The organism is Paraburkholderia translucens, from assembly GCF_020881035.1.
In the GTDB taxonomy this organism is placed as follows: domain Bacteria; phylum Pseudomonadota; class Gammaproteobacteria; order Burkholderiales; family Burkholderiaceae; genus Paraburkholderia; species Paraburkholderia translucens.
The window spans coordinates 103,239-115,737 of record NZ_JAJITC010000006.1; the positions used below are offsets into that span (position 1 = coordinate 103,239).

11 protein-coding genes and 2 pseudogenes are annotated in these 12,499 nt (G+C 64.4%); 7 read left to right on the top strand and 6 right to left on the bottom strand.

Features of this window, described 5'->3' with window-relative positions; all coding sequences use genetic code 11:
• Positions 1-25: 25 nt before the first annotated feature.
• From LJ655_RS12810 to LJ655_RS12820, 3 genes are all read right to left on the bottom strand, one after another.
• Complete coding sequence (locus tag LJ655_RS12810; protein WP_230561614.1) at positions 26-1,066, bottom strand: ABC transporter substrate-binding protein; 1,041 nt, start codon at positions 1,064-1,066, stop codon at positions 26-28.
• Between the two features lie 126 nt (positions 1,067-1,192).
• Positions 1,193-2,572 (bottom strand): sensor histidine kinase, encoded by a 1,380-nt coding sequence (locus LJ655_RS12815; protein WP_230561615.1) that lies wholly within the window; start codon positions 2,570-2,572, stop codon positions 1,193-1,195.
• Between the two features lie 2 nt (positions 2,573-2,574).
• On the bottom strand, positions 2,575-3,252 hold the full coding sequence (locus LJ655_RS12820; protein ID WP_230561616.1) for a response regulator: 678 nt from the start codon (positions 3,250-3,252) through the stop codon (positions 2,575-2,577).
• A 292-nt stretch (positions 3,253-3,544) separates the two neighbouring features.
• Here LJ655_RS12820 and LJ655_RS12825 point away from each other — a divergent pair, with 292 nt between their 5' ends.
• From LJ655_RS12825 to LJ655_RS12835, 3 genes are read left to right on the top strand one after another with little or no spacing between them, the layout of a single operon-like run.
• A complete protein-coding gene (locus tag LJ655_RS12825; protein WP_230561617.1) occupies positions 3,545-4,564 on the top strand; it encodes an ABC transporter substrate-binding protein in 1,020 nt (339 codons plus the stop codon).
• 38 nt (positions 4,565-4,602) lie between these two features.
• Positions 4,603-5,397 carry an ABC transporter ATP-binding protein gene (locus tag LJ655_RS12830; protein WP_230561618.1) on the top strand — a complete coding sequence of 265 codons (795 nt, stop codon included), beginning with the start codon at positions 4,603-4,605 and terminating at the stop codon, positions 5,395-5,397.
• A 16-nt stretch (positions 5,398-5,413) separates the two neighbouring features.
• Positions 5,414-6,277, top strand: a complete 864-nt coding sequence (locus LJ655_RS12835; protein ID WP_230561619.1) for an ABC transporter permease — start codon at positions 5,414-5,416, stop codon at positions 6,275-6,277.
• 76 nt (positions 6,278-6,353) lie between these two features.
• Here the strand turns inward: LJ655_RS12835 and LJ655_RS12840 are convergent, their stop codons facing one another.
• On the bottom strand, positions 6,354-7,337 hold the full coding sequence (locus tag LJ655_RS12840) for a DMT family transporter (RefSeq protein ID WP_230561620.1): 984 nt from the start codon (positions 7,335-7,337) through the stop codon (positions 6,354-6,356).
• Between the two features lie 158 nt (positions 7,338-7,495).
• Between LJ655_RS12840 and LJ655_RS12845 the strand changes: the two genes are divergently transcribed.
• Positions 7,496-8,434 carry a LysR family transcriptional regulator gene (locus LJ655_RS12845; protein ID WP_230561621.1) on the top strand — a complete coding sequence of 313 codons (939 nt, stop codon included), beginning with the start codon at positions 7,496-7,498 and terminating at the stop codon, positions 8,432-8,434.
• Between the two features lie 27 nt (positions 8,435-8,461).
• On the opposite strand, the gene LJ655_RS12850 is transcribed toward LJ655_RS12845, so the two are convergent.
• Entirely contained in the window at positions 8,462-8,887 is a 426-nt protein-coding gene (locus tag LJ655_RS12850; RefSeq protein WP_230561622.1) for a GlcG/HbpS family heme-binding protein, read from the bottom strand.
• 21 nt (positions 8,888-8,908) lie between these two features.
• Entirely contained in the window at positions 8,909-9,922 is a 1,014-nt protein-coding gene (locus LJ655_RS12855; RefSeq protein ID WP_230561623.1) for a zinc-binding alcohol dehydrogenase family protein, read from the bottom strand.
• Positions 9,923-10,019: 97 nt separating this feature from the next.
• On the opposite strand from LJ655_RS12855, the gene LJ655_RS12860 reads away from it, so the two are divergent.
• The 3 genes and pseudogenes from LJ655_RS12860 to LJ655_RS12870 form a co-directional block, all read left to right on the top strand.
• A complete protein-coding gene (locus LJ655_RS12860) occupies positions 10,020-10,949 on the top strand; it encodes a LysR family transcriptional regulator (protein ID WP_230561624.1) in 930 nt (309 codons plus the stop codon).
• A 313-nt stretch (positions 10,950-11,262) separates the two neighbouring features.
• Positions 11,263-11,811: pseudogene (locus LJ655_RS12865) on the top strand (tetratricopeptide repeat protein); the annotation flags it as partial.
• A 72-nt stretch (positions 11,812-11,883) separates the two neighbouring features.
• Positions 11,884-12,312: pseudogene (locus LJ655_RS12870) on the top strand (hypothetical protein); the annotation flags it as partial.
• Positions 12,313-12,499 lie beyond the last annotated feature (187 nt).

The following is a 12,499-nucleotide window of genomic DNA, read 5'->3' on the forward strand; positions in this document are numbered from 1 at the left end:
AGCAACCTGCGCGGTCAAACCGCATTCAAGGCTTCACGTCATTGACGAACCGATTGGTAAACGTGCGCGACAGATCGATGTGCCGCCCCTTCACCGCCGGATTGAAACTGGACAGTACCTTGAGCACCGTCGGCGGACCGTCGGCGGGCATCTTGCCGTCCACGGTGTACATCGGCAACGAGGCCTGCAATGCGCTGATATACAGCGCCCGGTCGTGACCGATGTCTTCTTCCGGCATCTGCGCGGCGATCTGTTCCGCGCTATGGCTGTGCATGTAGCGCAGCGTCTTCACGAATGCGCGCGCGAGTTTGGCGGCTTCGTCGGGATGCGCGTCGAGCCACGTGCTTTGCACGTAGAGGCTCGAGGCCGGATACGTGCCCCCGAGAGCCGCGCGCGTGCCGTCGACGTTGCGCATGTCGACGAGCACTTTGGCGTCACCGGCCCTCAAAAGTTGCGTGACGGTCGGCTCGGTGGTCATGCCCGCGTGAATCCGTCCTTGCCGCATGGCCGAGATGAAACTGTTGTCAGCGCCAACCGGCAGCAGCGTGTATTGCGTGGACGGCACGCCTGCGCGCCGCGCGAGGTATTGGGTGAGAAAACTCGTCGACGAGCCTAGCCCGGTCACACCGAGTGTTTTGCCGCGCACGTCGGCCATGCTCCTGATCGAGTCGGCCGACTTCGCGGCGACCAGTTGCACTTCTCCGGGCACCTGGCTGAACACGACGATCGCCTTCACCTCCGTGCCGCGCGTCTGCAGATCGATCGTGTGATCGTAGAAGCCGACCACACCTTGCACCGCGCCGGCGAGCATTTCGTTTTCGCCGTCGATGCCGGTCGGCTGCGACAGCAGTTCGACGTCGAGCCCTTCCGCCTTGAAATAGCCGAGCTGTTCGGCAAGACGCGCCGGCAGATAAATGAGCTTGTTGGTCCCGCCGACCATGATCGCGAGTTTCTCCGGCGCGGCGGCATGCGCGGGCGTCGCGAGTCTTGCGAGCGCGCACAACGCGAGCGACGCGGCGACGGCGGCGTAGGCCGCCCGCGAGAAACGCGTCAAGGAACGCTGCATTGCCGATGTCTCCGTGATCTTGCTTATGGGCGCCACACGGGTCGCCTGCCCGCGATTCTGAAGAAGCGAACCCTTCCCGATGCTTTCAGACATGCGTGTTTGGCGCCAACCTCGGGTTTTTCCTGATCACTTCGGCGTCGCGCGCGGAAACGTCACGGCGATATCCACACCCTTGCCGCCCTCGCCCGCCTTCAGTGTGATCTCGCCGTGATGCGCGTCCGCGATTTCGCGCACGATCGCGAGGCCAAGGCCCGTGCCCTCGGTATCGTTCGACGCGCGAAAGAACGGCTCGAACACGCGGCTGCGCGATTCGGCCGGAATGCCGGGGCCGTCGTCGATCACGCTCACCGTCACGGTATCGGTGGTAGCGCTGAGAGCAACCGTCACATGACCGCCACTGCCCGTATAGCGAATCGCGTTTTCGGCGAGATTCGCGATCAGCGCCTGCAACAGGCCGCGATGGCCGAGCACCGGCGCCGCGCCATGCAATTCCGCGCCGAGATCGATCTCGCGCGCCTGCGCGAGCAGCGCGAGATCTTCGACGACCTCCATCGCGAGCGGCACCAGATCGACGCCTTCCATTGCAAGCTGCGAGTTGTCGGCGGCCTCGGCCTGCGCGAGCAACAGCAGCTTGTTGGTCAGCCCGACCATCGAACGATTGCTTCGATGCATCGCGGCGAGCGCTTCGTCGAGCGCGGGATTGAGGCCCTCCTGCTGCCGCGCGAATTGCAATTGCGTGCCGAGCAGCGTAAGCGGCGTGCGCAACTGATGCGCGGCATCGGCAATGAAGCGCCGCTGCGCGGCTACCTGCACGCCGAGCCGCGCGATGCACTGATTGATCGCGTCGACGATGGGCCGCAATTCCGTATGCAGACGCTCGACGCGAATCGGTTCGAGCTGCATCGGATCGCGGTCGGCCACCTCGTCTTTCACCTTCATCAACGGGCGCAATTCGAACGTGAGTCCGATGCAAACGAGTGCCACCGCCAGCGCGATCATTTCGAGCTGGCGCACGAGTTGCGGCCGCCATAGCTGTTGAGTCATCGCATCGCGCGAGCGCACGGTCTTGCCGACCGTCACGCGCACGGGACGGGTCGCGCCGTTGTCGTACATGAGCCGCACGAGGTCGACCGCACGCACCCGCTGGCCGTGCAACTGCGTGTCGTACGAATCCGGCACGTCGGGCGCCAGCAGCGGACGTGCCGGAAGATCGGGCGTACCCGCCAGCAGCCGCCCATCGTCGGCGCGCACGCTATAGAACACCTGGTCGCGATACGGCGAGGCGAAGATCTCGAGCGCGGCGGGCGGCACGTCGACGTTCAGAAAGCCGTCCCGCCATTCGACCTCGCCCGCGATCATCCGCGCCGAGGCGACCAGCTGATTGTCCTGCACGAGATCCGCGGTGCGCCGCGCGTTGTCGTATTCGGTCTTGCCGGTCACGAACACATAGAGCGCGAGCGGCACGAGCAGCCACCACAGCAGGCGTATGCGCAAGCTATTGGACATCGTTACTGGTCGTCTTCTCTCTTGCGCAGCAGATAGCCGAGCCCGCGCAGCGTGACGATCGCGGCCGAGCTGCCATCGAGCTTCTTGCGCAGACGCGAAATGTAGATCTCGACGGCATCCTCGCTCGGCTCGTCCGCGAGCGTGAAGATCGCATCGACGAGCGCGGGCTTCGTCACCGTCTTGCCGAGGCGCAGGATCAGCGCTTCGAGCACCGAGCGCTCGCGCGGCGTCACGTTCAGCGGCGCGCCCTTCAGCGTGAACTGGCGGGTGTCGATGTCGAACGACAGATCACCGCACACCACTTCGCTCGCCTTCGACGGTGACTGCCGGCGAATCGCCACCTTGATGCGCGCGATCAACTCGCGCACTTCGAACGGCTTCACCAGGTAGTCGTCGGCGCCGGCGCCGAGCAGTTCGACTTTCTCGTCGATCGAGCCGCTCGCGGTGAGGATCAGCACCGGAGTCGCGTCGCCGCGCTGACGCAGCCGGCGCAGCACGCTCTTGCCCGAGAGTTTCGGCAGATTCAGGTCGAGCAGGATCACGTCGTAGTGGTTGGTGCGCAGCAGGCGGTCGGCTTCGTCGCCGTCCTGGACGGCGTCGAGCGCGAAGGCTTCCTGTTCCAGCATCTTCGCGAGCCAGTGCGCAAGCGTGGGGTTGTCTTCGATCAGCAGCAGCTTCATGGCGGCAACGGCAAAAGTCAGGTCGTCGATTGTGCCTTAAAACAAAGGGGCTGCGCGCGTGCTGTGTGATTCGCCGCATACGTGCGGGGCCAGACGCGAGCGCGGCGGCGATGCCCGCGCGGATTCCGCGCCGCGTCGGCGCACTGTCGGCGCACTGTCGGGTTAACACTCATGTTTTACGCCAAACCCCGAAAGCTGGCAGAAGGTTTCGCGTTTCTATAATCGCCGCCATCCACCCAGAAAAGCGCCGCCATGCCCCGGCCGCGGCGAACACACTTTAGGAGACTGCCTCATGCGTACCTTGCGCCAGATTGCCGCCGTGTCAGGTGTTGCGTTCGCTCTTGCCGCCGCTTCGGCCGCCGCGCATGCCGAGAAGATCACGATCATGGTCGGCGGCGCCACCAAGATCATCTATCTGCCGGCCAAGCTCACCGAGCAACTCGGCTATTTCAAGGACGAAGGCCTCGACGTCGAGATCCTGTCGCAACCGGCCGGCGTCGATGCGGAGAACGAACTGCTCGCAGGCGCGGTGCAAGGCGTGGTCGGCTTCTACGATCACACGATCGATCTGCAGAGCAAGGGCAAGGAAGTGCAGGCGCTCGTGATTTTCGGCCAGGTGCCGGGCGAAGTCGAAATGGTCTCGACCAAGGCGGCCGATTCGCTCAAGAGCATGGCCGACGTCAAAGGCAAGACGCTTGGCGTGACCGGCCTCGGTTCCTCGACGAGCTTCCTCACGCAGTACCTCGCGCACCGCGCGGGCGTGCCGTCCACGCAATACACGATGTTGCCGGTCGGCGCGGACAACAGCTTTATCGCCGCGATCAAGCAAAGCCGTATCGACGCCGGCATGACCACGGAGCCGACCGTCTCGCAACTGCTGAAGACCGGCGACGCGAAGGTGCTCGTCGATATGCGCAACGTGGAAGGTACGCGTGCGGCGCTCGGCGGCACCTACCCCGCTTCGAGCTTCTACGTGCAGCGCGCCTGGGTCGAAGCGCACAAGGACGAGGCCGCCAAGCTCTCGCACGCATTCGCGAAAACGCTCAACTTCATCGCCACGCATAACGCCGAGGACATCGCCGCACAGATGCCCAAGGACTACTACGGAAACAACAAGGACCTGTACGTGAGCGCGCTGAAGGCGTCGCTGCCGATGTTCACGAAGGACGGCAAGATGCCCGCCGACGGCCCGGATACGGTGCTGAAGGTGCTCTCCGCCTTCAATCCGTCGGTGAAGGGCAAGCACATCGATCTCGCCAAGACGTACAGCAACGACTACCTGTCGGCGCCGGTCAAGACCGCGTCGAAGTAACGCTTTTTTATATTCACAGAACTGCGAGGCACCCGCCGATGAATCAACCTATGTCACGCGACACGCCAGCGATCGAAATGCGCGACGTATCGTGCCGTTTCATTTCCCCGGACGGCAAGGCCACGATTGCGCTGCGCGACTTCAGCATGTCGGTGGCACGCGGCGAGTTCGTCGCGGTCGTCGGCCCGACCGGCTGCGGCAAGTCCACCACGCTCAGCATGATCACCGGGCTGCTGAAGCCGACCACCGGCGAAGTGCGCGTGATGGGCGCGCCCGTGGACGGCATCGATCCGCGCATCGGCTTCGTATTCCAGGCCGACGCGGTATTCCCGTGGCGCTCGGTGCTCGACAACGTCGCGGCCGGTCCGCTCTATCGCGGCCGCTCGAAGTCGGCCGCCTACGACGAAGCGAACGAATGGCTGCGCCGCGTGGGCCTCGACAAGTTCGGCAAGCACTATCCGCATCAATTGTCCGGCGGCATGCGCAAGCGCGTCGCGCTGGCGCAGACCTTCATCAACAAGCCGGAAATCCTGCTGATGGACGAGCCGTTCTCGGCGCTCGACATGCAAACGCGCACGCTGATGCAGGACGAGCTGCTGCAATTGTGGGGCGGCGTCGGCTCGGTCGTGTTCGTCACGCACGATCTCGAAGAAGCGATCGCGCTCGCCGATCGCGTGTTCGTGCTGACCGCACGGCCCGCCACGCTGAAGAAGGTCTACGAAATCGATCTGCCGCGGCCGCGCGTCACGTCAGAGATCCGCTACGACCCGCGCTTCATAGAAATTTCGCGCGATATCTGGCACGACCTGCGCGAAGAAGTGCAGATCGGTTAATCAAGGAACGGCAAACATGTCTACACCCTCTCAACAGATGATGCCATCGGGCATCGACGCCGCATCGCTCGCTCACGTCGAGCGTATCGCGCAGAAGAAGATCCGCCAGCGCCAGGTTCTCGTGATTTCGCTGCGCATTCTCGTGCTCGTGGCCGTGCTCGGCGGCTGGGAACTGTCCGCGCGCCTGAAATGGATCGACCCGTTCTTTTTCTCGATGCCGAGCGCGATCTTCGAACAGATCGTCGACTGGTTCGTGAACGGCACCTCGCAAGGGCCGCTGCTCACGCAGGTATGGGTCACGCTCGAGGAAACGGGGCTGGGCTTCATCATCGGTTCGGTCGCGGGCATCTTCTGCGGCATCGTGCTGGGCCGCAACAAGCTGCTCTCCGACGTATTCAGCCTCTACATCAAGATCGCCAACTCGATTCCGCGCGTCGTGCTCGGCTCGGTGTTCGTGATCGCGCTCGGGCTCGGCATGGCGTCGAAAGTCGCGCTTGCGGTCGTGATGGTGTTCTTCGTCGTGTTCGCCAACGCGTTCCAGGGCGTGCGCGAGGCAGACCGTTACATGATCGCCAATGCGCAGATTCTCGGCGCGTCGCGCCGCCAGGTGACCACCTCGGTCGTGATTCCGTCCGCGCTGAGCTGGATTCTCGCGAGCCTGCACGTGAGCTTCGGCTTCGCGCTGGTCGGCGCGGTGGTCGGCGAGTTTCTCGGCTCGAAGCAGGGTATCGGCTTGCTGATCTCCACCGCGCAGGGCGCGTTCAATGCGAGCGGCGTGTTCGCGGCGATGATCGTGCTCGCGGTGGTCGCGCTTGCCGCCGATTATCTGTTGACCGCGGTGGAGAATCGTTTGCTGAAGTGGCGGCCGAGTTCGGTCTAAACCACTGCGACGCGAATCACCCGACAGAAATTCGCTTCACGAATGCCGCTCAGTCTTCCGGACTGAGCGGCATTTTTTATGGTTCTCGCTGCATCAGAAGGTCCGGCGAGATTGTGTGGGTTGGACTGGCGTCGGACGCCGGACGCGCCGCTGCTTCCATACGCTTCGGATGATGCGCCGTCAGCGACGATGCCAGCCACGAACCCAGCACGATCAACCCGCCGCCGACCCACGCTACCGGCGGCAGGTGTTCCCCCAGCCACACCCAGGCGAACAGCGCGCCGAACACTGGCTCGCTGCCCATCAACAGCGATACGCGCGTCGGCGTGCTGCGATGCACCGCATAGTTCTGCACGAAGAACGCGAACAGCGTGCAACCCGCCACGAGGTACAGCACGATCGCCCAGAAACCCGCATGACGGAGCAGCGGCGGCAACGGTTGCCACTGCGAGTGAATCCCCGCCCGCGCAAGGCCGAGCGCCAGCGCCGCGCAACCGAGCGACACCACACCGGACTGTACCGCAGTCATCGTCAGCGGCGACACGGCGCCCGCCTGCATCACGCGCTTCGTCGCGCACACGTTGATTGCACGCAGCAGCGCGGCCAGCACTACCAGCGCGTCGCCGGGCGCCAACGCGAGACGGCCGCCGCCGATCAGGAACGCACCGAGCAAGGACAGCCCTGCGGCCAGCCACTCGATTCCGCGCGGCGAGCGCTTGAGCCATACCCATTCGACCAGCGGCGTCATGACCACGCACAGGCTGATGAGGAACGCCGCATTCGAGGCGCGCGTTAGCTGCACGCCATACGTCTCGGCAAGGAAAATCCCAAGAAGCACGCATCCGGCACCGGCAATTCCGAACCGTTGCCGCCATCGCAATGGGCCCAACGCGCGCAGCGCCGGCGCGAGCAGCACGAACGTGATCCCGAAGCGCAGCGCTAGCAGACCCAACACGGGGTAGACGAGCAGAGCGCTTTTCACTACGCCGTAGCTCGTACCCCAGATGAATGCCACGACGAGTAGCAGCAGGTCGGCGGAAACATTGAACCGGGAACGCATGACAACCCTCCTTCGACGAATGTCCGCATTGTCCGGTATGGCGTTCGAGGCGATAATCCCCCTGCGAAGTACATCTTTCATGCTTCAAATGCACAAATCGCTTTGCGCGGAACGGCTCCCGTCGTCGCCCCGCCTCGACCACCCTTATCGCCCTCGCCATGCTCCCCGCCGATCTGCTTCCCCTCCTGCCGGACCTTGCGACCTTCGCGCGCGTGGTCGAAGCTGGCAATTTCTCGTCGGCCGCACGCCAGCTCGGCACCGCGCCGTCCACCATCAGCCGGCAGATGCAGCGGCTCGAACGCGCGCTCGGCGCACGGTTGCTCGAACGTTCGACACGCCGTATCCGGCTGACGGAGTCCGGCGAGCAGGTCTATCGCCACTGCCGGGAGATGGTGGAGGCGGCGTCCGGCGCGGTGGACGCGGCGAGCCGGATGAGCGCACAGCCGCGCGGCCGCGTCAGCATCAGCGCGCCGATCTCGCTCGCGAAAAGCATGATTCACCCGCTGATCCCGGGCTTTCTGAGCGCGTATGAGGAAGTCGAGGTTCAGGTCGTGTTCGACGACCGCGACATCGATCCGATCCGCGATCACGTCGATCTTGTCGTGCGCCCCACATCGACGCCGCCGTCAGGGCTGGCCGCGAGACGGCTCGGCACGGTCCGCTGGATGCCCTGCGCGTCGCGGGCCTACCTGCAAGCGCGGGGCACGCCCAGGGAACCCGGCGATCTTGCGCAGCACGATTGCCTCTGCCTCGGCGATGCGCCGGACGAGCACCGCTGGACGTTCAGGCAGGGCGCTCAGACGCAAACCGTCGAGGTACGCGGCCGCTACGTGGCGAATGACGTGGGCGCGCGGCGCGAAGCCGCATTGCTCGATTTGGGCATCGCCAGTCTGCCGGACTTTGCCGTCGCGGACGATCTGCGCTCGGGCGCACTGGTGCAGGCCCTGCCCGACTGGTCGTTCGAGCCGCGCGCATACAGCGGCCCGATCTGGCTGCTCTACCCGCCGAACCGCTTCCTGCTGCCCAAAGTCAGGGTGCTGATCGACTGGCTGGCTGAACGGCTGCCCCCTATAGAGCAACGTGCGGCAACAGCATGATTGGAACCGCGACGAACCGGCCCAGGCTTACTGCATAAACCCCGCGTGACGCAGTGCCTCCTCAGCGGCCTCATGGTCCTGGACCGAGGTTCCGCCAGAAACACCGATACCCCCCACCAGACGCCCTTCGTGGAAGATCGGTACGCCACCGCCGACCGGCGTCAGCCGCGGATGATGCGCCAGCGGGGCAACAGCGGGCTCGGCCATGTACTGATTCCATTGATGCGTGGCCATGCCGAACGACGCGGCGGTCCATGCCTTGTCGATGGCTACGTCAACGGTCAGGAACGGGGCGGTATCCGAGCGTTCGAAAGCGCGCAGGTGGCCTCCTGCATCGGTAACGGCGATCGTCGCGGCGAACCCGCGCGCGGCGCAGGCGCGGCGCGCTTCTGCCAGCAGTGCTTGCGCGGCTTCCAGGCTGATCGTTGCCGTGCTGATGATGTGCGGTGTCATGTTGATGCTCGTTAGAAGGGTTCAGCGGTTGGCAACGACGACCTTGCCGATCATGTTGCCCGCTTCGACCAGCGCGTGCGCTTCGATGAGGCTCGTGGCGTTGAGGCCGTCGATGCGCCGGGTCAGCGTATGTTTGAGGCGGCCCTGGTCAACCAGCTCCGCCGCGCGGCGCAGCAAGGCGTGTTGCCGTGCGATTGTGTCGGTGGTGAACATCGCGCGGGTGAACATCAGCTCCCAGTGAATCGAGATGGATTTTCCCTTGAACGGTCCGATGTCCAGACCCACCGGGTCATCGATGAGTGCGAACTGGCCTTCCGGACGCAGCACGGCGGCGATTTGCGGCACGTAGGCTGCGCTGTCGTTCAACCCGGCAACGTGGGTCACGTGCTCGATGCCGAGCGCGGCCAACTGGGGGGCCCAAGGCTGATGATGGTCGAGGACGTGATGCGCGCCATGAGCCAGCACCCACTCGCGCGTTTCCGGTCGCGAGGCCGTGCCGACGACTGTCAGGCCCGTCAGCTCGCGCGCCAGTTGCGTGAGAATCGAGCCGACGCCGCCAGCCGCTCCAATCACGAGCAGCACGTTGTTGTCGGCCGGGTCCGCTGTCTGAACACGCAGGCGGTCGAACAGCAGCTCCCACGCGGTGATCGTCGTCAGCGGCAACGACGCGGCCTCTGCGAAATCCAGTGATGTCGGCATGGGGCCGACGATGCGTTCGTCCACGGCGTGCAGTTCACTGTTGCTGCCGGGCCGCTTGATGTCACCGGCATACCAGACCCGGTCGCCCGGCTTGAAGCGCGTGGCCAGCGGACCGGTCGCGCGGACGATTCCTGCGGCGTCCCAGCCAGCGATGCGCGCACCGCCCTCTGGAATGTCGCCACCGCGCCGGACTTTGGTATCGACCGGGTTGACCGACACCGCTTTCACTTCCACCAGCAGATCGTGGCCGCGCAGTTCCGGCGTCGGCACCTCGATGTCCTGCAGTGCCTGCGGGTGGCTGATGGGATGGTTCTGATAGAAGCCAATGGCTTTCATGTACGGGTTCTCCAAGGATGTTTGAGCGCATGTTATCTTTCGCCGATATGCGGATAAATAGCCGCCGCGACCAAACACTTTCGGCGTTTCAAAGAAGATGATTCGACTCGATGACGTTCAGATCTTCGTGCACACGGTGGATTACGGCAGCTTCTCGGAGGCGGCGCGCCAACTGAATATCGCACCCGCACACGCGAGTGCGTCAGTTCAGCGGCTCGAAAAGGCTTTGGACACGCGCCTGTTCACGCGGTCCACGCGAAGCATGCAACTATCGGAGGCCGGGGAGCGTTACCTGCCGCATGCGCGGGTCATGATTGGGGCGCTGGAGCAAGGCCAGCAGGCCCTGGCCAACGGCCGCGGGGTGCTGGCCGGGCCGCTGCGGCTGTCCGCTCCGTCTGACTTTGGTCGAAACCTGCTGTTACCGTGGCTGGATGAATTCCAGCACCGGCACCCGGGTTTGTCGCTGCACGTGAAAATGAGCGACCGTGCGGCTGACCTCATCCGCCAGCCGCTGGATGCAGTCGTGCGCTACGGAGCGCTGCCAGATTCGTCTCTGGTGGCCATGAGACTGGTCGACAACAACCGACGCGCATTGTGTGCCGCGCCGTCATACCTCGAACGGCATGGCGCACCGGCCAAAGTCGAGGACCTGCGGCGACACAACTGCCTTCGGTACGTCTGGAGCGAGCAGATCCATGAACGCTGGCGCTTTACCCCGCCCGGCGGCGAGCGCACCGTCGCAGTCACCGGCAATCGCGTCAGCGACGATGCCGATGCAGTTCGTCGCTGGGCGATAGCCGGGGAAGGCCTTGTCTACAAGTCGCGACTGGACCTGATCGACGATCTGAAGGCAGGGCGACTGGTGGAGTTGTTTCCGCCGGAGTATTGCGAGCCCGCGCCGCTGCACCTGGTCTGTGCTCACCGTGCGCAACTGTCGCCGGCGATTAACGAGTTGCATGCCTTCCTGCGCGAGCGTTGCTCGGCGCTGCTTGCCACTTACCCCTGCCGTAGCTCCCGAACTGCCTAACGAGGTTCGCCATTTCGCGATCGTCTCGACGGACCGCCGCATCTGGGCGATTACAGCCTGTGCGCGAGTTGTGTCCCCGGCAATCCGGGAAGATCCATGTGTTGACCAGTGCGCGTCCTGTCTCCCGTCATCAAACTGTTTGCGCCGATACGTTGGCCGCCGCGCAACATTTCTTTCCTTCGGCCCACCCACCCGAAGCCAACAGCCGGCTACCAGCCGGAGCCAGCGGCAATGGCACGCTCGATGCATAACCACCGCGCAATTCAGGCGATTGCCAACCTCGATCGCAGATCGAGGCACAGCGAGGTGGATCATGTCGAGTGCACCGAGTCAACATCGGTCAACGAATGGGTACAGCGGCCCGTTCATGCGCGGCAATGCCGCGCATCGCCGCCATCCTCGTCGTTCGAGCGGATTCGTTCCATTCCGGTGGCACGTCGCCGGTACGATCGGCGGTGGACCGAGACGGCTGTTGCCATACCTCTTGCCTTGGGTGTTCGTCATCCTTGCGATCGTCTTCATCGGGCTCGTCTTGAAGGGCGTGCTCACGCGTCAATTGCTGGTGCCGCCCGTCGAGACTCCGCAAACGCTGAGCGCGCGTGGCTATACGTCGAACTTCCTCGCCGAGCGGATCATGTCGGCCATGACGGATATCGCACAGGATGCCGAATCAATTCGACACGACGCGATGACCGGCAACGACGCACAACCGAACATCCTCGCCGGTCATCTGCTCGCGCAAGTGCAAAAGACCCGATGCGAGCACGCGCAATGCGACTATCGCGAGATCACTGGAATCTATGACGAAGTCCTTGCGCTGCCCGCATCCGAGCAAACCGAATGGGCGCTCGCGGGACATGCGACGCAATCGCCCTGAACGGGGCGCATGCGCCATTTCAGTAGTCGACACCGCTGAAGAGGAGACAGATCGATGGACAGCGTCGAAGCCCGGCTCGCCACGGGCGATATCGCCAACGCAAGGGCCGTGGGCGTCGCCAATCGCGACTGGGTTCCGAAGGTCCTCGCGATGGCGGTCGCAACCGGCTTCTTCGGCATTCTGCTGCTGATGGCGTTCCTGCCCCTGCCGGGCACCACCAAGGATCTCGTCAACGTGATCGCTGGCGCGTTGGGGGCCGTGTGGATCAGCATCATCGGCTATTGCTTCGGCACCTTGGTCGGCTCGATGCGCAAGACCGCGCTGCTCGCGAAACCAGGCGTGCCAATTACGCCCGATAGTGCGCCGACCTTCTGCGAACCGGCGTTGCAGCCGGCATCGCCCGCACCGGCGGCTGCGCCGGCAGGCGACGCATGCCAGCCGCTCGCACAGAGCGCACAAGTTCCGATCTTCCCGCGTGGCAGCTGAGCCGATGCTGCGTTGGGCAAGCCATGCACGCGCCCCGTCCGGTGGGTCGTCGCGCGCATGTCCGCCTCCGGCCTCGCTCTTTCGCAAGCACGCGATTTGCGCTAAGTTGGCAACGCCGTAACGCATCAATCGACCTCAGTACGGCGGCATGCCCGCGAAGTCCATCCCTTCCCCGCATGGAGCGATA

What these genes read in the sequence shown, in the direction of transcription:
- LJ655_RS12810 (WP_230561614.1), bottom strand. Translation starts at nt 1,066, where the DNA reads ATGCAGCGTTCCTTGACGCGTTTCTCGCGGGCGGCCTACGCCGCCGTC.
- LJ655_RS12815 (WP_230561615.1), bottom strand. Translation starts at nt 2,572, where the DNA reads ATGTCCAATAGCTTGCGCATACGCCTGCTGTGGTGGCTGCTCGTGCCG.
- LJ655_RS12820 (WP_230561616.1), bottom strand. Translation starts at nt 3,252, where the DNA reads ATGAAGCTGCTGCTGATCGAAGACAACCCCACGCTTGCGCACTGGCTC.
- LJ655_RS12825 (WP_230561617.1), top strand. Translation starts at nt 3,545, where the DNA reads ATGCGTACCTTGCGCCAGATTGCCGCCGTGTCAGGTGTTGCGTTCGCT.
- LJ655_RS12830 (WP_230561618.1), top strand. Translation starts at nt 4,603, where the DNA reads ATGAATCAACCTATGTCACGCGACACGCCAGCGATCGAAATGCGCGAC.
- LJ655_RS12835 (WP_230561619.1), top strand. Translation starts at nt 5,414, where the DNA reads ATGTCTACACCCTCTCAACAGATGATGCCATCGGGCATCGACGCCGCA.
- LJ655_RS12840 (WP_230561620.1), bottom strand. Translation starts at nt 7,337, where the DNA reads ATGCGTTCCCGGTTCAATGTTTCCGCCGACCTGCTGCTACTCGTCGTG.
- LJ655_RS12845 (WP_230561621.1), top strand. Translation starts at nt 7,496, where the DNA reads ATGCTCCCCGCCGATCTGCTTCCCCTCCTGCCGGACCTTGCGACCTTC.
- LJ655_RS12850 (WP_230561622.1), bottom strand. Translation starts at nt 8,887, where the DNA reads ATGACACCGCACATCATCAGCACGGCAACGATCAGCCTGGAAGCCGCG.
- LJ655_RS12855 (WP_230561623.1), bottom strand. Translation starts at nt 9,922, where the DNA reads ATGAAAGCCATTGGCTTCTATCAGAACCATCCCATCAGCCACCCGCAG.
- LJ655_RS12860 (WP_230561624.1), top strand. Translation starts at nt 10,020, where the DNA reads ATGATTCGACTCGATGACGTTCAGATCTTCGTGCACACGGTGGATTAC.